We start from the raw sequence: 17,195 nt of genomic DNA on the forward strand, positions 1-17,195 counted from the left end.
GCGAAGACGTGGATGGTCGGGACAAGCCCGACCATGACGGATATGGCGCGTCCCAAGCCGTCATCGCTTCAGCCTCGGATTGACCTGGTCGCGGATGCGGTCGCCGACGAGGTTGATCGCGACGATCAGCACGATGAGCGCGATGCCCGGATAGATCGAGATCCAGTAACGCCCCGACAGCATGTACTGGAAGCCGTTGGCGATCAGCATGCCGAGCGAGGGCTCGGTCACCGGCAGGCCGACGCCGAGGAAGGAGAGGGTCGCTTCCAGCGCGATGGCGTTCGCCACCTGCACGGTCGCGACCACGATCAGCGGCGGCAGGCAATTCGGGAAGATGTGGCGCCAGACCACGCGCCAGCCCGGCAGCGGCGTCGAGAGTACCGCCTCGACATAGTCCTTGCCGCGCTCGGCCGAAGCGGCGCCATGGGCGGTGCGGGCGAAATAGGCGTATTGCGCGGCGGCGAGCGCGGCGATGAGCTGCATCTTGCCCTGCCCCAGCAATGCCGAGAGCACGAGCGCCAGCAGGATCGCCGGGAAGGCGAGCTGCAGGTCGACGACCCGCATGATGAAGGCTTCCCAGCGCCCGCCGGCGTAAGCCGCGCCGATGCCGAGCGCCACGCCGAGCGCGAAAGCGAGCGCGCCGGCCACCAGCCCCATCTGCAGGGAGATGCGCAGGCCGTAGAGGATGGCCGAGAACAGGTCGCGCCCCTGCGCATCGGTGCCGAGCCAATGCGTATAGCCGCCCTCGCCGACATAGCCCGGCGGACGGCGCGCATCGGAGAGCGAGAGATTGGCGAGATCGTAGGGGTCCTGCGGCGCGACCAGCGGCGCCAGCAGCGCGATGCCGATCATCATGACGACCACGGCGAGCGCGATGACCGCGACCTTGCTCTCGCGGAACTCGGCCCAGAAGCGGGCCGCGGGGGAAGCGTCCTTCATCGCGCGCCGCCCTTCCGCAAACGTGGATCGAGCCCGACATAGGCGAGGTCGACGAGGAAGTTGATGGTGATGAAGACGAAGGCGACGAGCATCAGATAGGCGACCATCACCGGCCGGTCGAGCGACTGGATGGAGTCGATGATCAGCTTGCCGATGCCGGGCCAGGAGAAGATCGTCTCGGTGACGACGGCGAAGGCGAGCGTCGAGCCGAATTCGAGGCCGAAGACGGTGACGAGCGGGATCGCGATCAGCCTGAGCACATGCCGGCGCAGCACCGTCCATTCGGAGAGCCCGGCGGCGCGGGCGAACTTCACCGTGTCGGAGAGCATGGCCTCGCGGGTGCCGGCGCGGGCGAGGCGCGTCATCAAGGCGAGCTTGAAGAAGGCGAGGTTGAGCGCCGGCAGGAACAGATGGGTCAGGCCGTTCAGGGTCAGGAAGCTCCATTCGACGCCGAAGACCGAGACCGTCTCGCCACGCCCGCCGGCCGGCAGCCATTGCAGCTCGACGGCGAAGGCCATGATCAGCACGAGGCCGATCCAGAAGGTCGGCACGGAGAAGCCGAGGATCGAGACCGTCATGATCAGCCTGGAGGCAAAGCCATCCGGCCTGTAGCCGGCATAGATCCCGGCCGGGATGCCGATCAGCGCCGCCCCGCAGACCGCGGCCAGCGTCAGCTCCAGCGTCGCAGGCAGGCGCGACAGGATCAGGTCCATCACCGGCATGCCGAAGACGAAGGAGCGGCCGAAATCGCCATGCAGCACGCGGCCGAGGAAGGTGAGGTACTGCTCCCAGAGCGGCCGGTCGAGCCCGTAATGGGCGATGGTCTGGAGGCGCAGTTCCTGGCTGACGTCAGGGCCGATCAGCACGTCGATCGGATTGCCGATGGCATAGACGCCGACGAAGACCAGCACCGACATGACGAGCATGACGACGAGGGCCTGCACCAGCCGGACGGCGATGTGGCCTAGCATGCCGCAAGCCCGGGCAAGATACAGGGCACAGCCCTCATCCTGAGGAGCGCCGCAGGCGCGTCTCGAAGGATGCTCCAGGAAACGCTGTCAATGCGAACTGGAGCATCCTTCGAGACGCCGCTACGCGGCTCCTCAGGATGAGGGCTGTGATGGTCGGCCGTCATCACGGCCAGTTCTCCACCATTGCCGCGCGCGTCTCCTCGACGCCGACCTGCCAGAGCTTCAGCATCTCCGCGTCGGGCCGCCGGTAGAGGCCATGGAAATTGCCGTCACCGAGAATCTCGCGGCGCTTCGCCGGGCTCGCGGCCTGGTATTCGGCCGCATTGAAGGGCGGCTTCAGCGTGTCGGGCATGGCGACGCCGGCGAGCCGGGTCCAGGGGAAGTTCTCCATCCAGGAAGCATGGGAGGCGGCCGGATCGACCGCCTTCACCGCCGCCTGGAATTGCGGCGCCGCCCACCAGTTGTGCAGGCGGATGCTGGCATCCGGGTGGCGGTCGAGCCACTCCGTCGCGAAGTTCAGGGCCGGCGAATTGCCGCCATGGCCGTTCACCAGCACGATGCGGCGGAAGCCCGAGCGATAGAAGCCGTCGAAAATATCGCCGAGCAGGGCCGCATAGGTGCTCATCTTCAGCGAGATGCTGCCCGGGAAATTCAGGAAACCCGGGGTCAGGCCATAGGCCAGGACAGGGAAGACGGGGATGCCGAGCGGCTCGGCCGCCTCCTGCGCCACCCGCTCGGACAGGATGACGTCGGTGGCGAGGCTCAGATAGGCATGCTGCTCGACGCTGCCGAGCGGCAGGACGCAGCGGTCGTCCCGCTTCGCCTGCGCCTCGATCTGCATCCAGTTCATCTCGGCGACCCGCACGGCGCGATCCTTGCTTCGCTGCTTCAACCGGTAGAGAGTTCGGCAGCCGCGCCGCCGATCGGCCGGTTCCTGACGCCACGGCAAGTCTCGGCCCGAAAGCCATCCTTGACTCCGGCCTCAGGGAGCGTCAAGTTCCATCTGGAACTAAATCGGCCGAGAGATATCTCCATGCGGCGCTCGCCGACGTCTCTTTCGCGCGTGGACCCGGAACGCGAGACGGCACTCGCCGCGCTCGATCCGCTGACCGTGACCAAGCTCTGGGACAACCCCTGCTGGCTGTCCTTCCGGCTGAATTTCGTCGCCTTCCGCTTCAACGACCCGGTCTATCGCTGGATCGAGACCCGCTATGGCCTGGTCCGGCCGGAATTCGTCGCACTCTACGCCGTCGGGCTGAAGGAAGGCGTCGCGGCCAAGAACATCGTCGCTTCCTCGGGGCTGCCGAAGAACACCCTGTCGCGCGCGGTGCAGAAGTTGCTGCAGCGCCGGCTGCTCAAGCGCGAGACGGATCCGGCCGACCTGCGCAGCTACGTGCTGCACCTGACAGCCGCCGGACGCCGGATCTTCGACGAGACCATGCCGCTGATGGTGAAGCACCAGAGCGCGATGCTGGCCTGCCTCAGCGACGACGAGCAGCAGCAGCTCTGCACGCTGATGGACAAGCTGGTCATCGCCTCGCCAGGCTGGCCGCAGGAGCTTTGGCCCAACGAAACCGAACAAGAGGGGATTTGATCATGCAGCTCGCCCGGACGTTCCGCCTCGCGGCCTTCGCCGCCCTGCTCGGCGCCGCCGTCTCCACCGGGGCGCTCGCCCAGACGCTGACGATCGGCGTCCGCGCCGGCCCTGAATCGATCGACCCGCATTTCACGGCCACCGGCACCCATGCCGAGGCGCTGAAGCATGTCTTCGACACGCTGACCTGGTCGGGCGACAAGCTGCAGATCGAGCCGCGCCTCGCCCTGAGCTGGAAGACGATCGAGCCGACCGTCTGGGAGTTCAAGCTGCGCCCCGGCGTCAAATTCCATGATGGCTCGGACTTCACCGCCGAGGACGTGAAGTTCTCGATCGAGCGCATCCCCGTCGTCGCCGGCCCGAACCCGACGACGATCTATGTCCGGCGCGTCAAGGAGGTGAAGATCGTCGACCCGCTGACGGTCCATATCGTTACCGACGGACCGGCGCCGAACCTGCCCAACGACTTCATCCGGCTGTTCATCGTTTCGCACAAGGCGGCCGCCGGCCTGAACAAGGACAACGCCAACGAGGCCTTCAATTCCGGGAAGGCGGCGATCGGCACCGGCCCCTACAAATTCGTCTCCTGGACGCCGAAGGACCAGATGGTGCTCGAGCGCTTCGACGGCTATTGGGGCCCGAAGGAGCCCTGGGCCAAGGTGGTGCGCAAGGAATTGCCGAACGACGCCGCCCGCGTCGCGCAGCTCAAGGCCGGCCAGGTCGACATCATCGTGCGCGCGCCGGCCTCCGACGTCCCGACGCTGAAGCGCGATTCGAAGCTCGCCGTCACCACGGTGGAGAGCGTCTATCTGTTCAACATGGAGCTCGACATGCGGGACAAGTCCCCGCAGGTCAGCGCCAAGGACGGCTCGCCCCTGCCCAAGAACCCGCTGCAGGACGTGAAGGTGCGCGAGGCGATCGACCTCGCCATCGACCGGCCGGCGCTCGCCGAGATCGCCATGGAAGGTCTCGGCTCGCCGGCGAACCAGCTCGTCACCCCGACCATCGCAGGCTTCAACAAGAGCCTGCCGGCGCTCAAGCCCGACATCGCCAAGGCCAAGAAGCTGATGGAGGAAGCCGGCTACCCGAACGGCTTCAAGATCACCTTCTCCTTCACCAATGACCGCCTGCCCGGCGACCGGCAGGTCGGCACCTCGATCGCGCAGATGCTGGCGCGCATCGGCGTCGAGGTGAACGCCAACGCCCAGCCAGGCGCGGTGTTCTTCCCGGCGCGCCTGCGCGGCGACTTCTCGATGTCGATGTCGGGCTGGGGCACGCTGACGGGCGAGGCGAACTACACGCTGTCCTCGCTGGTGCATTCGAACGACCCGGCCAAGAAGCTCGGCGCCTTCAACGTCCAGAACTACGCCAATCCCCAGGTCGACAAGCTGATCGAGGATGCCGCCGTCGAGATGGAGGAAGCCAAGCGCAACCAGATGCTGGCCGACGTCGCCGCCATCGTCGCCAAGGACCGGCCGCGCCTGCCGATCACCGCCGTCGGCTCGGCCTGGGCGATGCAGAAGGACAAGGTGACGATCAGCCCGCGCGTCGACGAGGACACGCTGGCGATGGACATCAAGCCCGCCAAGAAGTAACGGGACCGCCTTCGCGTCATGGTCGGGCTTGCCCGACCACCCACGCCTTCGCTTGACGCCCCGGCTCGGTGTTCAAGACGTGGATGTTCGCCATAGGGGCGAGCATGACGGCCCGCCCCGCACATAACGACTGATCGGAAGACGAACATGACCCTCGCGCTTGCCATCCATGGCGGCTGCGGCACGCTGCCCAAGGCCGAAATGACCGAGGCCGAATGGGCCCAGGCCCGCGCCGACCTCGCCGCGGCGCTGCGGGCCGGCTGGGCGATCCTGACCAAGGGCGGCTCCGCGGTCGATGCCGTCGAGGCTGCGGTGCGGGCGATGGAGGATTCGCCGCATTTCAACGCCGGTCACGGCGCGGCCTTCAATACCGATGGCGAGCATGAGCTCGACGCCTCGATCATGGACGGGGCGACGCTGGCCGCCGGCGCGATCTGCGGCGCCAAGCGCATCCGCAACCCGGTCAGCGCCGCCAAGGCGCTGATGCTGCGCGGCGACCTGCTGCTGCTCGCCGGCCGGGCCGCCGACGACTTCGCCGAGCATGAAGGCGTCGACACGGTGGAGAACGAGTATTTCTCGACCGAGCGTCGGCGCAAGAACCTGGCCTCGATGAAGATCCGCGAGATCGTCGGCACCGCCGCCGAGGCGAGCGAGGCCGAGAAGCACGGCACGGTCGGCGCCGTCGCCTGCGACCGCCAAGGCCATCTCGCCGCCGCGACCTCGACCGGCGGCTACACCAACAAGCCCGTCGGCCGCGTCGGCGATTCGCCGATCATCGGCGCCGGAACCTATGCCCGCGACGGGCGCTGCGCCGTCTCCGGCACCGGCAAGGGCGAGTATTTCATCCGCTACTGCGTCGGCCACGAGATCGCGTCCCTGATCGCCTATAAGGGCCTTTCGTTGGAGGCAGCGACGCAGGCCGTCATGGCCGAGCTTTCCGAGCACGAGATCGGCGCCGGGCTGGTGGCGGTCGGCGCGGACGGCACGGTCGTCGCACCGTTCAACACCGACGGCATGTATCGCGGCTGGGTGACGGAGGATGGCCTGATGCATGTCGCCACCCATGGCGATGTCGAGATGGCCGGCCAGGCGTAATGCGCGCTTCGTCTCCCGCAGCCCTCATCCTGAGGAGCCGCCCTCGGGTCCGGCCTTTGGCCGGCCCAAGGATAAACTCCACGGCGTCTCGAAGGATGTTCGAGAAGGCGCGGGAGATATCTGGAACATCCTTCGAGACGCAAGCCTCCGGCTTGCTCCTCAGGATGAGGGCTGCGTGGTGGAAAGGCTTCTGTCGTGACCGCTGAACCGATCCTGATCTGGGGCGCAGGCGCCATCGGCGGCACGCTCGGGGCCTATTGGGCGCGGGCGGGCGCGCCGGTGCTGCTCGTCGACATCGTCGCCGAGCATGTCGAGGCCTGCAGGACGCGGGGGCTCGCCATCACCGGGCCGGTCGAGGAATTCACGCAGGTGGTACCGGCTGCGACGCCGACTGAATTGACCGGGCGCTACAGCCGCATCGTCCTCGCCGTGAAGGCCGGCGCGACCGAGGAAGCCCTTGCCGCGCTGAAGCCGCATCTGGCCGAGGATGGCTTCGTGCTCTCCGCCCAGAACGGGCTGAACGAGCTCGCCATCGCCAAGGCCGTCGGCGAAGCGCGCACGATGGGCTGCTTCGTCAATTTCGGCGCCGACTGGCTGGGCCCCGGCGAAATCCTCTACGGCAATCGCGGCGCGACGGTCGTCGGCGAACTCGACGGATCGATCAGCGAACGCGCGACCGAGATGCATCGGCTGATGCAGCTGTTCGAGCCGGACGCGATCCTGACCGACAACATCTTCGGCTATCTCTGGGGCAAGCTCGCCTATGGCGCGATGCTGTTCGCCACCGCGCTGACCGACGACTCGATGTCGGCGAATTTCGCCGATCCGGAGCGCCTTCCGGCCTGGCTCGCGCTCGGGCGCGAGGTCGGCGCGGTTGCCGCGAAGCGCGGCGTCACCTCGCTCGGCTTCGGCGATTTCGATCCCATGGTGTTCGCCCCCGGTCGGCCGGAAGGGCCACAGGTCGAGACGATCAACTGGCTCGCGCACTATACCTCGCAGACGGCCAAGACGCATTCGGGCATCTGGCGCGATCTCGCCGTGCGCAAGCGCAAGACCGAGGTCGATCCGCAGATCGGCATCATCGCGACGCTCGGCCGCGAGGTCGGCGTCGCGACGCCGGCGCTGGAGACGCTGGTCGCGCTGATCCACGATATCGAGGAAGGCCGCCGCCCGATGGCCTTCGAGACGCTGAAGGTGCTGATCGACCGATGCAGATCCGTTTCGACGATCGCGTAGCCCTGGTCACCGGCGCAGCGCAGGGAATCGGGCGCGCCATCGCCGCTGCACTCGCGGAAGCGGGCGCGCGCGTCCACCTCGCCGACATCGATGCCGACGGCGTGACGGCGACGGCACGGGAGATCGGCGCCACCGGCCATGCGGCCGATCTCGGCTCGCCCGAGGCGGCCCAGGCCCTGATACGCGGCATCGTCGCGGCCGAGGGGCGGCTCGACCTGCTCGTCCATGCCGCCGGCGGCGTTCGCGGCCAGGTCGGCCGGCCGATCGAGGAGATTTCCGAGGAGGAGTGGCGGGCGATCTTCGCCGCCAATGTCGATGCGGCCTTCTTCCTCGCACAGGCGGCAGCGCCGGCGATGAAGCGGGGCGGCTATGGCCGGATCGTCACCATCTCGTCAGGAGCGGGCCTGCGGCCGAGCCTCACCGGCATCCAGGCCTATGCCAGCGCCAAGCACGCGCTGGTCGGGCTGACGAGGCAGCTCGCCTGGGAGTTCGGCCCGCACGGCATCACCGTCAATTCGGTGGCGCCGGGCTTCGTCCGCTCCAACCCCGCGACCGAGCGGCAATGGCAGAGCTACGGGCCGGAAGGCCAGAAGCGGCTCGTCGAGAGCATCCACACCCGCCGCCTCGGCACGCCGCAGGACATCGCCCACGCGACGCTGTTCTTCCTGAGCGAGCAGGCCAGCTGGATCACCGGCCAGGTGCTCTCGGTGGATGGCGGGCGGTCGTAGAGACGGCTGGAGCGCGCCGTCATGCTCGGGCTTGACCCGAGCATCTCGTCCCGAAGGAGGCTCCAGCGCCTTGTTCTGCATGAGATTCCCGGGTCAAGCCCGAGAATGACGCGACCGTAGCCTCAGCCGCAATTCGCCTGATCCGCCGGCATCTCGGCGCCGATCATCCAGTTCGTGCCGAACCGGTCGATCAGCATGCCGAAGCGGGGCGACCAGAAGGTCTCGGCCATCGGCATGGTGATCTTCGCGCCCTCGGCCAGGCCGGCGAAGATGCGATCGGCCTCTTCAGGCGTCTTCACGCCAACACTGACCGAAACCGAGCGCATCGGACCGTCCGAGCGATCCGGCGGCGCGTCGGAGGCCATCAGCATCTGGCCATCGATCTCCAGGCAGGCATGCAGGATCTTGTCGCGCCATTCGGGCGCGACATGCTCCTCGGCCGGCGTGCCCTTGTGGTCCATCATCGCGAGCATCTTGCCGCCCAGCACCTTCTCGTAATGGGTGAAGGCCTCGCGGCAATTGCCCTCGAACATCAGATAGGTCGACAGTTTCATCGTGGTCCCTCCTGGTTGCGCTGGAAAACTCAGGCCCTGCGGCGGTAATGCGCCGTCATGAATTCGTTCCACTGCCCGTCGGGCCCCAGGGCTCGCGAGGTCAGCGTGCGATGATCGGGCGACAGGAAGGTGATGGTGTCCTGATACTTCGCCATCGATCCGTCGCCGGCCATGCTCGGCCCCTCCGTGTCGAGCACCAGGGACTTGCCGTCGGCCGAGAGCGCCCCGTCATAGTGCCAGATCATCGTCATCATCGAGGCGATGAAGCTGCCGACGAACCGGCCCTTGGCCGGGTCGAAACCCAGCGTCATCAGACTGGTGACGGGCGTGCCGTCCGGGCACTCCCCCTGCCCGTCGCCGAGCGTCCAGACCCCGCCGAGCGAGCGCACGGCTTCCGTGCCCTTCGTCTCGGAGGGCGGCTGGTCCGGCCCCATCGAGCAGGTCATGTCGGCCGTCCAGTCGCCGACGAGCTGCTGCAGCCATTCATGTTCCTTGCCAATCTCGACCTGCATGGGCGTGTTCCCTCCGTTTCCTCGATGGTTGTCGTGGGCGCGGTCGCTCAGGCCGGGCGCTCGGCCGCAGCCTTCATCGCCGTGAGGCCGGCCTCGAAATCGCCGCCGACCATCCGGTCCATGTCCATGAAGACATGCATGATCTTGCCGATGAACGGCGTCGGGCCGGTCATGGTCCAGGTCACGACCGTCGCCGGGCCCTGCGGCGTCAGCGAGAAGACCACGTCGTTATGGGCCTCGAACGGCTTCAGAAAATCGAGCTTGAGCGCGAGCTTGCTCGGCGCCTGGGCCTCGGTGATACGCATGCTGCCCTCGCCGACATTCTTGTCGCCGTCCCAGGCATAGGTCGCGCCGACGCCGGTTTCGGGACCGCCATAGGTCCGTTTCATGGCCGGATCCTTCTTTTCCCAGGGCGACCAGGCACCCCAGGCCTTGAAATCGGTGATCAGCGCATAGACCCGCTCCGGCGGCGCCTTGATCGTGGCGGTCCGGGTGACCTGGAACGTATCGGGCTTGCGGGCGGCGAGGACCAGCACGACGGCGACGCCGAGCACGACGATACCGAGCAGGCTGAGCAGAACGGTCTTGAGCATGATGGGAAACCTTTCGAGCCAAATCTGGGAGAATTGAGCGTCAAGCGCCCGGTTCATCGGGCGGTCTCGTCCCGATCTCGCGCAGCACCGCATCCAGCCGGCCCAGGCTCTGGTCCCAGAAACGGCTGTAATGCTCCAGCCATTGCGAGACGTCCTGAAGCGGGCCCGGATCGAGCCGGCAGGGACGCCACTGCGCCTCCCGCCCCCGCGTGATCAGCCCGGCCCGCTCCAGCACCTTGAGATGCTTGGAAACGGCCGGCAGGCTCATCGCGAAGGGCTCGGCCAGTTCCTTCACCGAACTCTCGCCTTGCGACAGCCGGGCCAGGATGGCGCGGCGGGTCGGGTCCGCCAGGGCGGCGAAGGTCAGGCTGAGCGGGTCCGTCGACATCGTATGAAACCGATCAGTTAATTAACTGATCGGTTTCGTATCGCCGCTTGCTCCCACTGTCAACCGTGTTGCGAACAGAATGCCGTCGGCCACCACCGGTTGTTGTCAGGAGCGAGGACAGGCGGCTAGAACCGGACGAGGAGGATGCGCGCCCCATGAGCTTCGAGACCGCAGCGACCCCCGAAGCCGCCATCGATCGGCTCGAGCGGCTCTATGACGAAGCGCGCTCGGCGCTCCGCGGCGACCTGCAGCGCTTCTTCGACACCGGCGAGGCGCCGACCCTGGAAGATCGCGAGCGCTATCGCTATCCGATGCTGCGCGTGACCTACGAGCCCTCGAAGCTGCCGGCGGCGACGCGGCGCGGCTACGCCAAATTCGCCGCCCCGGGGATCTACTCGACCACGGTGACGCAGCCCGGCGAATTCCGCACCTATCTGCTCGACCAGCTCAGGCCGCTCGTCGCGGAATATGGCGCGACGATCGAGACCGGCGTCAGCAGCCAGGAAATCCCCTATCCCTACGCGCTCGAAGGCGGCGACGAACTCGGACGCGGCAAGATCACCGCCGCCGAACTCGCGCGCTATTTCCCGACGCCGCTGCTCGCGCTGGTCGGCGACGAGATCGCCGACGGCACCTATGAGCTGATCGAGGGCGAGCCGCGCCCACTCTCCCTGTTCGACGCGGTCAGGGTCGATTATTCGCTGCGCCGGCTGGTCCACTACACCGGCACGGACTGGCGCGCGGTGCAGCCCTGGGTGCTGCTGACCAACTATCACCGCTATGTCGACCAGTTCGTGCGGCTGGGGCTGGCCGAGATCGAGGCCGGGACGGCCGAGGCGCTGATCGCGCCGGGCGGCATCCGCATCGACCGCGAAGGCATCGACGTCTCGGCGGCGGAGCGCGTGATGTCGGCGCCCTGGCATCGCTTCCAGATGCCGGCCTACCATCTGATCCGGAAGAGCGGTGAGGGGGTGACGCTGGTCAATATCGGCGTCGGCCCCTCCAACGCGAAGAACATCACCGACCACCTCGCCGTGCTGCGCCCGAATTGCTGGCTGATGGTCGGCCATTGCGGCGGCCTGCGGCAGACCCAGATCATCGGCGACTACGTGCTGGCCCACGCCTATCTGCGGCAGGACCGCATCCTCGACGACCTCGTGCCGCCGGACATCCCGATCCCGGCGCTGGCCGAGGTCCAGGTCGCCTTGCAGCAGGCCGCCGCCGAGGTCACCGGCGAGAAGGGCGACCGGCTGAAGCAGCGCCTGCGCACCGGCACGGTCGTGACACAGGACGATCGCAACTGGGAGCTGCAATGGACCAAGGAGCGGCGGCGCATCAACCTGTCGCGCGCCATCGCGGTCGACATGGAATCCGGCACCATCGCGGCGCAGGGCTACAGGCTGCGCGTGCCCTATGGCACGCTGCTCTGCGTCTCCGACAAGCCGCTCCATGGCGAGATCAAGCTGCCGGGCGCGGCCAATGCCTTCTACGAGCGCGCCGTCGGCGAGCATCTGCGGATCGGGCTCTCCGCGCTGGAGAAACTGAAGGAGGCGGGTTCCGCCATCCATTCGCGCAAGCTCAGGAGCTTCGACGAGCCGCCGTTCCGGTAGAGCGCGGACACCGCGCCGTCATTCCGGGGCATTGCGAAGCAATGAGCCCGGAACCTATGCGCACGACCCCTTCCAGATCGTCATGCTCGCCCTTGTGGCGAGCATCCACGCCTTAAGCACCGCATTGCAGGAAGGAAGACGTGGATGGTCGGGACAAGCCCGACCATGACGCGACGAGCCTCGTGTTCATTGATCCCAGGCTTGCCGCTACGCGGCTCCCGGAATGACGACGTGGTCCCGGACAATCGAAGCCTCAGCCGAACACGCCGTAGGCCAGTAGCGCCGCGATCACCCAGAGCGCGGCGGTGCCCCAGCGGTTGCGCCGGGCTTCCGCCCGCCCGATCGCCTCGACGCTGCGCTCGTCCAGCGCGAAGCCGTTACGCGAGGCGTCCTCCAGCTGACCGAGCACGCGCTCGGCCCGGACGACCGTGTCGGGCAGCGTCGCCAGCGAGCCGAGCAGGGAACGGGCGCCGCGCCCCGCCTCCTCCAACCGGCCGAGCGGGCCGAGATTATGCGTGATCCAGCCGCGCACCACCGGATCGGCCGTGCCCCACATGTCGAGATGCGGATCGAGCGAGCGGGCGACGCCCTCGACCACCACCATCGTCTTCTGCAGCATGACGAGCTCGGTGCGCGTCGCCATGTCGAACATGCCGGTGATCTCGAAGAGCAGGGTCAACACCTTGGCCATCGAGATCTGGTCGGCGCGCTTGTCGTGGATCGGCTCGCCGACGGCGCGGATCGCCTGGGCGAAATCCTCGACATCGTGGTGGGCCGGGACATAGCCCGCCTCGAAATGCACCTGCGCCACGCGGCGATAGTCGCGGGTGATGAAGCCGAGCAGGATCTCGGCGAGGAAGCGCCGCTCCTTCAGGCCGAGCCGCCCCATGATGCCGCCATCGACCGCGACGAGCCGGCCCTCGGCATCGACGAACAGATTTCCGGGATGCATGTCGGCGTGGAAGAAGCCGTCGCGGATCGCGTGCTTCAGGAAGGACTGGATGATCTTGCGCGCGAGCTCCGGCAGGTCGTGGCCGGCCGCACGCAGGCCCTCGACATCGGAGAGGCGCACGCCGTCGATCCATTCGTCGACCAGCATCTCGCGCGCCGTCAGCTGCCAGTCGGGCTCGGGCACGCGGAAATCGGCGTCGTCCTTCGTGTTCTCCGCGAATTCCGAGAGGGCGGCGGCTTCGAGCCGGAGATCCATCTCCATCGCGACCGAACGCGCCAGGGTCTCGACCACCCCAGTGAAGCGCAGGCGACGCGCCTCGGCCGAGCGGGCCTCGGCCGTTTCGGCGCCGAAACGCATCGCCGCCAGATCGCGATTGAAGCGGTCGCGGATGCCGGGGCGCAGGATCTTGACCGCGACCTCGCGCCCGTCCTTCAGCCGGGCGCGATGGACCTGGGCGATCGAGGCCGCGGCCACCGGCTCGCTGAACTCGACGAAGATCGCCTCGAGCTTCTCGTCATGCGCTGCCTCGACGATGGCGCGCGCCTCCGCCATCGAGAAGGCCGGCATCCGGTCCTGCAGGGCGGACAGGTCCTCGGCGATCTTCATGCCGACGACATCGGGCCGCGTCGCCAGGAACTGGCCGAACTTGACATAGGACGGCCCGAGCCGCGTCAACGCCGCCGCGAGCCGGGTCGCCGAGGAACCGGCGCCGCGCCGCTCGATCAGCCGCCCGACGCGGATCAGCCCGCGCGCCAGCGGCGGCAGCACGGAGGGGTCGACCAGGGCGAGCGCCCCTTCGCGCGCCAGCACGAAGCCGACGCGCGCGCCGCGCAGCAGGTGGAAGAAGGAAGAGATCATCGGCAAGCCGTCATGCCCGGGCTTGACCCGAGTATCTCAGGAAGGGAGCCCTTTCCGGCATGAGATGCCCGGGTCGAGCCCGGGCATGACGCAGGAAAGCCCATCACAGCTTCCAGCCGGAATGCAGCGCCACGACTCCGCCCGTCATCGGCGTGAACTTCGCGCGGCGGAAGCCGGCATCCTCGATCATGCCGGCGAAGGCCTGCGGCTTCGGGAATTTGCGGATCGATTCGACGAGGTACTGATAGGGCTCGGCCTCGCCGGTGACGACGCGGCCCATCGGCGGAATGACCTTGAAGGAATAGGTCTCGTAGATCTTGTCGAGCAGCGGCACGTCGACATGGCTGAATTCGAGGCAGAGGAAGCGCCCGCCGCGCTTGAGCACGCGATAGGCCTCGGCCAGGGCCTTGTCGATACGGGGCACGTTGCGGATGCCGAAGGCGATCGTATAGCAGTCGAAACGATTGTCCGGCAGGCCGAGTTCCTCGGCATTGCCCTGGACGAAGCGGATGCGGTCATCCCCCGGAAACCGCTTGTCGGCGCGCTCGCGCCCGACGCGCAGCATGTCGGCGTTGATGTCGAGGACCGTCACATCGGTCTGCGGGCCGCCGGCCTCCAGCACCGAAAAGGCGACGTCGCCCGTGCCGCCGGCCACGTCGAGATGGTGGAAGGCCCGGTCCTTCGGCGGGTTGATCGCGGTGAGCAGCGCGCTCTTCCAGGCCCGGTGCAGCCCGCCCGACATCAGGTCGTTCATCAGGTCGTAGCGGTTGGCGACCTTGTGGAAGACGTCGTCGACCTTCGCCTGCTTTTCGGCGAGCCTCACCGTCTCGAAGCCGAAATGGGTGGTGTCGGAAGCTGCTGTCACGTTGGGGCGAACCTTGTGTTTGGCTGTGCCGATGAATAGCCAAAGGCGGCGGGCTTGTCGCGGGCCCTCTCGACGCAGCCTTTACAAAAGAGAGAGCAGGAATGCCCGAGCTACCCGAGGTCGAGACCGTCCGGCGCGGGCTGGAGCCCGCCATGGCGGGCGAGCGCTTCGCCCGCGTCGAGCAGCGTCGGCCCGATCTGCGCTTTCCGCTGCCGGAACGGTTCGCCGAGCGGCTGACGGGGCGGCGCGTCGAGGCGCTGTCGCGGCGCGCCAAATACCTGATCGCGGATCTCGACGACGGCCAGGCGCTGGTCATGCATCTGGGCATGAGCGGCCGCTTCATCGTCGAGGCCCCCGGCACGCCTCCGAGCGAGCCCGGGGCCTACTATAATGAGATCGGCCGGCACCTGATCCACGACCATGTCGTGTTCGAGATGGGGTCCGGCGCCCGCGTCACCTATAATGACGTGCGCCGCTTCGGCTTCATGGACCTCGTCCCCCGCGCCGATCTCGCGACCTCCAGGCATTTCGCCGGGATGGGCATCGAGCCGCTCGGCAACGAACTCTCCGGCGAGACGCTTGCCGCGCTCTTCGCGGGCAAGATCGCGCCCTTGAAGGCCGCGCTGCTCGACCAGCGGCTCGTGGCGGGGCTCGGCAACATCTATGTCTGCGAGGCGCTGTTCCGGGCCGGGCTACATCCCGAGGCCGAGGCAGGAACGATCGCGACCCCGACCGGACGACCGCGCGACAAGGCGCATGAGCTCGCCCGCATCATCCGCGAGGTGCTGGAGGAGGCCGTCGCCGCCGGCGGCTCGACGCTGCGCGACTTCGCCCATGCCGACGGCTCGCTCGGCTATTTCCAGCATCGCTTCAAGGTCTATGACCGCGAGGGCGAGCCCTGCGTCACGCCGGGTTGCGGCAAGCCGGTGAAGCGGCTGGTGCAGTCCGGCCGCTCGACCTTCTATTGCGAGAGCTGCCAGAGGCGGCGCTAGGGCGAACCCCGGCGCGCGCTGCGGGTCCCGTGCCTCGCTGTCCTGTCCGGGGTCGCCTCAAGCATCTCGGGCCACAGCTTTCCCTCTCCCCTCGGAGGAGAGCGCAACGCCGGCGGATGACGCGCGAGAACCTTCCCTTCTCCCCCGAGGGGAGAAGGGAAGAAGCGTGGCGGTTCTCCGCTCCGCAACGAAGCCTCCGCGTGAACAGCACCGGGGATTGCCACGTGGACTTATCCCCGCCCTCACGCACCGCGCTTATCCTCTTCGCACCTCATCCCCGAGGGGCAGCCATCCGGAGGTATGCCGGTTGCGGGAGGAGGTTCGGCGCCTGCGGGTGGGGTTACGACCCACTCCCGGGAGGCTTCGGGAACCGCCCTGGGGGTACTATGGCCCCTGCGCGAGGAGCTCGCTGGACGGCTCGACGGGGGAAGGCCCTGCGAGCCCTGACGTTACGCGGCGCGGAGCCGGACGGGCATCGGGGCGAACGGGACCAGACCGCGAAGATCCGAATAAGCGCGGCCCGGAGTCCAAAATCGCCGATGAGCGGAGCGCCACGGGGCGCGCGGAAGGTGGCTCAATCCTTCCGCGCCGCATCCTGGCTCAACGGATGCGGCTTTATATCCACCGCGCCTCGCGGCGCTCCGCTGCCCCTCATTCCCACCGAACGCGGCGACGCGGGCGGATGAAGATGCATGCGCGGGAACCCCGCCGTCATGCTCGCCCTTGTGGCGAGCATCCACGTCTTGGACACCGCGCTCGATCAGCGAAGACCTGGATGGTCGGGACAAGCCCGACCATGACGGCAGGTGGCGGCCGGGAGGCAGCACGAATGCGCAGATGCGCGCAACACGCATGGACTTGGGCCTTGCCCGCCCGGTAAAGCTGCGACGACAGCATCATCCGGGAGGCCGCCATGGCTTATGAGACCATTCTCGTCGAGACGAAGGGCAAGGTCGGGCTGATCACGCTCAACCGCCCGCAGGCGCTGAACGCGCTGAACGGCCAGCTCATCGGCGAGGTCAACACGGCGCTGGACGGCTTCGAGAAGGATGCCGGCATCGGCTGCATCGTCATCACCGGCTCGGAGAAGGCCTTCGCCGCGGGCGCCGACATCAAGGAGATGCAGAGCCGGACCTTCCCCGAGACCTATCTCGACGACAAGTTCGAACCCTGGGACCGGATCGGGCAGCGGCGCAAGCCGATCATCGCCGCGGTCGCCGGCTTCGCGCTCGGCGGCGGCTGCGAGCTCGCCATGATGTGCGACTTCATCATCGCCGCGGACAACGCCAAGTTCGGCCAGCCCGAGATCAATCTCGGCGTCATCCCCGGCGCCGGCGGCACGCAGCGCCTGACCAAGGCGGTCGGCAAGGCCAAGGCCATGGATCTGTGCCTGACCGGCCGGCTGATGAGCGCGCAGGAGGCCGAGCATTCCGGCCTCGTCGCCCGCATCGTGCCGCTCGCGGATCTGATGTCGGAGACGCTGAAGGCGGCCGAGGCGATCGCGTCGAAGTCGCTGCCCTCGGTGCTGATGGCCAAGGAGGCGGTGAACCGCGCCTTCGAGGTGACGCTGAACGAGGGCTTGCGCTTCGAACGCCGCATCTTCTCCTCGCTCTTCGCCACCGCCGACCAGAAGGAAGGCATGGCCGCCTTCGCCGAGAAGCGGAAGCCCGACTTCAAGAACGCCTGACGGCCGTTCGCGCGGGACGCGCCAGG

17 protein-coding genes are annotated in these 17,195 nt (G+C 67.7%); 8 read left to right on the plus strand and 9 right to left on the minus strand.

Going from position 1 to position 17,195, the window contains the following annotated elements; genetic code table 11:
- Window positions 1-60: 60 nt before the first annotated feature.
- From B5Y19_RS13610 to B5Y19_RS13620, 3 genes are all read right to left on the minus strand, one after another.
- The gene (locus tag B5Y19_RS13610; protein WP_055730062.1) at window positions 61-939 is read right to left on the minus strand and encodes an ABC transporter permease; all 879 of its coding nucleotides are present in this window, start codon (window positions 937-939) and stop codon (window positions 61-63) included.
- Window positions 936-1,910: an ABC transporter permease gene (locus B5Y19_RS13615; RefSeq protein ID WP_055730061.1), complete on the minus strand. Its 975-nt coding sequence runs from the start codon at window positions 1,908-1,910 to the stop codon at window positions 936-938. Before B5Y19_RS13615 ends, B5Y19_RS13610 begins: the two co-directional genes overlap by 4 nt.
- Before the next feature lie 163 nt (window positions 1,911-2,073).
- Entirely contained in the window at window positions 2,074-2,775 is a 702-nt protein-coding gene (locus tag B5Y19_RS13620; protein ID WP_055730066.1) for a creatininase family protein, read from the minus strand.
- Between the two features lie 168 nt (window positions 2,776-2,943).
- On the opposite strand from B5Y19_RS13620, the gene B5Y19_RS13625 reads away from it, so the two are divergent.
- The 5 genes from B5Y19_RS13625 to B5Y19_RS13645 all read left to right on the plus strand — a co-directional run bounded on the left by B5Y19_RS13625 (window position 2,944) and on the right by B5Y19_RS13645 (window position 8,158).
- Entirely contained in the window at window positions 2,944-3,504 is a 561-nt protein-coding gene (locus B5Y19_RS13625; RefSeq protein WP_055730060.1) for a MarR family winged helix-turn-helix transcriptional regulator, read from the plus strand.
- 2 nt (window positions 3,505-3,506) lie between these two features.
- Window positions 3,507-5,099, plus strand: a complete 1,593-nt coding sequence (locus B5Y19_RS13630; protein WP_055730059.1) for an ABC transporter substrate-binding protein — start codon at window positions 3,507-3,509, stop codon at window positions 5,097-5,099.
- Window positions 5,100-5,246: 147 nt separating this feature from the next.
- Entirely contained in the window at window positions 5,247-6,194 is a 948-nt protein-coding gene (locus tag B5Y19_RS13635) for an isoaspartyl peptidase/L-asparaginase family protein (protein WP_079591596.1), read from the plus strand.
- Window positions 6,195-6,389: 195 nt separating this feature from the next.
- Window positions 6,390-7,430, plus strand: coding sequence for a ketopantoate reductase family protein (locus tag B5Y19_RS13640; RefSeq protein WP_055730057.1), 1,041 nt, complete (start codon window positions 6,390-6,392; stop codon window positions 7,428-7,430).
- On the plus strand, window positions 7,403-8,158 hold the full coding sequence (locus B5Y19_RS13645; protein WP_055730056.1) for an SDR family NAD(P)-dependent oxidoreductase: 756 nt from the start codon (window positions 7,403-7,405) through the stop codon (window positions 8,156-8,158). Before B5Y19_RS13640 ends, B5Y19_RS13645 begins: the two co-directional genes overlap by 28 nt.
- A 122-nt stretch (window positions 8,159-8,280) precedes the next feature.
- On the opposite strand, the gene B5Y19_RS13650 is transcribed toward B5Y19_RS13645, so the two are convergent.
- From B5Y19_RS13650 to B5Y19_RS13665, 4 genes are read right to left on the minus strand one after another with little or no spacing between them, the layout of a single operon-like run.
- Entirely contained in the window at window positions 8,281-8,712 is a 432-nt protein-coding gene (locus tag B5Y19_RS13650; RefSeq protein ID WP_055730055.1) for a VOC family protein, read from the minus strand.
- Between the two features lie 29 nt (window positions 8,713-8,741).
- Window positions 8,742-9,224: a DUF1579 domain-containing protein gene (locus tag B5Y19_RS13655; protein WP_055730054.1), complete on the minus strand. Its 483-nt coding sequence runs from the start codon at window positions 9,222-9,224 to the stop codon at window positions 8,742-8,744.
- 47 nt (window positions 9,225-9,271) lie between these two features.
- Window positions 9,272-9,817 carry an SRPBCC family protein gene (locus tag B5Y19_RS13660; protein WP_055730065.1) on the minus strand — a complete coding sequence of 182 codons (546 nt, stop codon included), beginning with the start codon at window positions 9,815-9,817 and terminating at the stop codon, window positions 9,272-9,274.
- Window positions 9,818-9,857: 40 nt separating this feature from the next.
- Window positions 9,858-10,205, minus strand: a complete 348-nt coding sequence (locus B5Y19_RS13665; protein ID WP_055730053.1) for an ArsR/SmtB family transcription factor — start codon at window positions 10,203-10,205, stop codon at window positions 9,858-9,860.
- Between the two features lie 155 nt (window positions 10,206-10,360).
- Between B5Y19_RS13665 and B5Y19_RS13670 the strand changes: the two genes are divergently transcribed.
- A complete protein-coding gene (locus B5Y19_RS13670; protein ID WP_055730052.1) occupies window positions 10,361-11,815 on the plus strand; it encodes an AMP nucleosidase in 1,455 nt (484 codons plus the stop codon).
- Between the two features lie 253 nt (window positions 11,816-12,068).
- Here the strand turns inward: B5Y19_RS13670 and ubiB are convergent, their stop codons facing one another.
- Both ubiB and ubiE read right to left on the minus strand, forming a co-directional pair.
- Entirely contained in the window at window positions 12,069-13,625 is a 1,557-nt protein-coding gene (gene ubiB / locus B5Y19_RS13675) for a 2-polyprenylphenol 6-hydroxylase (protein WP_055730051.1), read from the minus strand.
- A 103-nt stretch (window positions 13,626-13,728) separates the two neighbouring features.
- Complete coding sequence (gene ubiE, locus B5Y19_RS13680) at window positions 13,729-14,490, minus strand: bifunctional demethylmenaquinone methyltransferase/2-methoxy-6-polyprenyl-1,4-benzoquinol methylase UbiE (protein WP_055730050.1); 762 nt, start codon at window positions 14,488-14,490, stop codon at window positions 13,729-13,731.
- Between the two features lie 101 nt (window positions 14,491-14,591).
- Here ubiE and mutM point away from each other — a divergent pair, with 101 nt between their 5' ends.
- Window positions 14,592-15,482, plus strand: coding sequence for a bifunctional DNA-formamidopyrimidine glycosylase/DNA-(apurinic or apyrimidinic site) lyase (gene mutM / locus B5Y19_RS13685; protein WP_055730049.1), 891 nt, complete (start codon window positions 14,592-14,594; stop codon window positions 15,480-15,482).
- A gap of 913 nt (window positions 15,483-16,395) precedes the next feature.
- Complete coding sequence (locus B5Y19_RS13690; protein ID WP_055730048.1) at window positions 16,396-17,169, plus strand: enoyl-CoA hydratase; 774 nt, start codon at window positions 16,396-16,398, stop codon at window positions 17,167-17,169.
- Window positions 17,170-17,195: the final 26 nt, after the last annotated feature.

It is taken from the genome of Allobosea thiooxidans, assembly GCF_900168195.1.
GTDB classification, from domain to species: Bacteria; Pseudomonadota; Alphaproteobacteria; order Rhizobiales; family Beijerinckiaceae; genus Allobosea; species Allobosea thiooxidans.

Coding starts and splice junctions, on each gene's coding strand:
- B5Y19_RS13645 (WP_055730056.1), top strand. CDS start 7,403: ATGCAGATCCGTTTCGACGATCGCGTAGCCCTGGTCACCGGCGCAGCG.
- B5Y19_RS13690 (WP_055730048.1), top strand. CDS start 16,396: ATGGCTTATGAGACCATTCTCGTCGAGACGAAGGGCAAGGTCGGGCTG.
- B5Y19_RS13665 (WP_055730053.1), bottom strand. CDS start 10,205: ATGTCGACGGACCCGCTCAGCCTGACCTTCGCCGCCCTGGCGGACCCG.
- B5Y19_RS13650 (WP_055730055.1), bottom strand. CDS start 8,712: ATGAAACTGTCGACCTATCTGATGTTCGAGGGCAATTGCCGCGAGGCC.
- mutM (WP_055730049.1), top strand. CDS start 14,592: ATGCCCGAGCTACCCGAGGTCGAGACCGTCCGGCGCGGGCTGGAGCCC.
- B5Y19_RS13630 (WP_055730059.1), top strand. CDS start 3,507: ATGCAGCTCGCCCGGACGTTCCGCCTCGCGGCCTTCGCCGCCCTGCTC.
- B5Y19_RS13660 (WP_055730065.1), bottom strand. CDS start 9,817: ATGCTCAAGACCGTTCTGCTCAGCCTGCTCGGTATCGTCGTGCTCGGC.
- B5Y19_RS13615 (WP_055730061.1), bottom strand. CDS start 1,910: ATGCTAGGCCACATCGCCGTCCGGCTGGTGCAGGCCCTCGTCGTCATG.
- ubiB (WP_055730051.1), bottom strand. CDS start 13,625: ATGATCTCTTCCTTCTTCCACCTGCTGCGCGGCGCGCGCGTCGGCTTC.
- B5Y19_RS13625 (WP_055730060.1), top strand. CDS start 2,944: ATGCGGCGCTCGCCGACGTCTCTTTCGCGCGTGGACCCGGAACGCGAG.
- B5Y19_RS13610 (WP_055730062.1), bottom strand. CDS start 939: ATGAAGGACGCTTCCCCCGCGGCCCGCTTCTGGGCCGAGTTCCGCGAG.
- B5Y19_RS13635 (WP_079591596.1), top strand. CDS start 5,247: ATGACCCTCGCGCTTGCCATCCATGGCGGCTGCGGCACGCTGCCCAAG.
- B5Y19_RS13655 (WP_055730054.1), bottom strand. CDS start 9,224: ATGCAGGTCGAGATTGGCAAGGAACATGAATGGCTGCAGCAGCTCGTC.
- B5Y19_RS13670 (WP_055730052.1), top strand. CDS start 10,361: ATGAGCTTCGAGACCGCAGCGACCCCCGAAGCCGCCATCGATCGGCTC.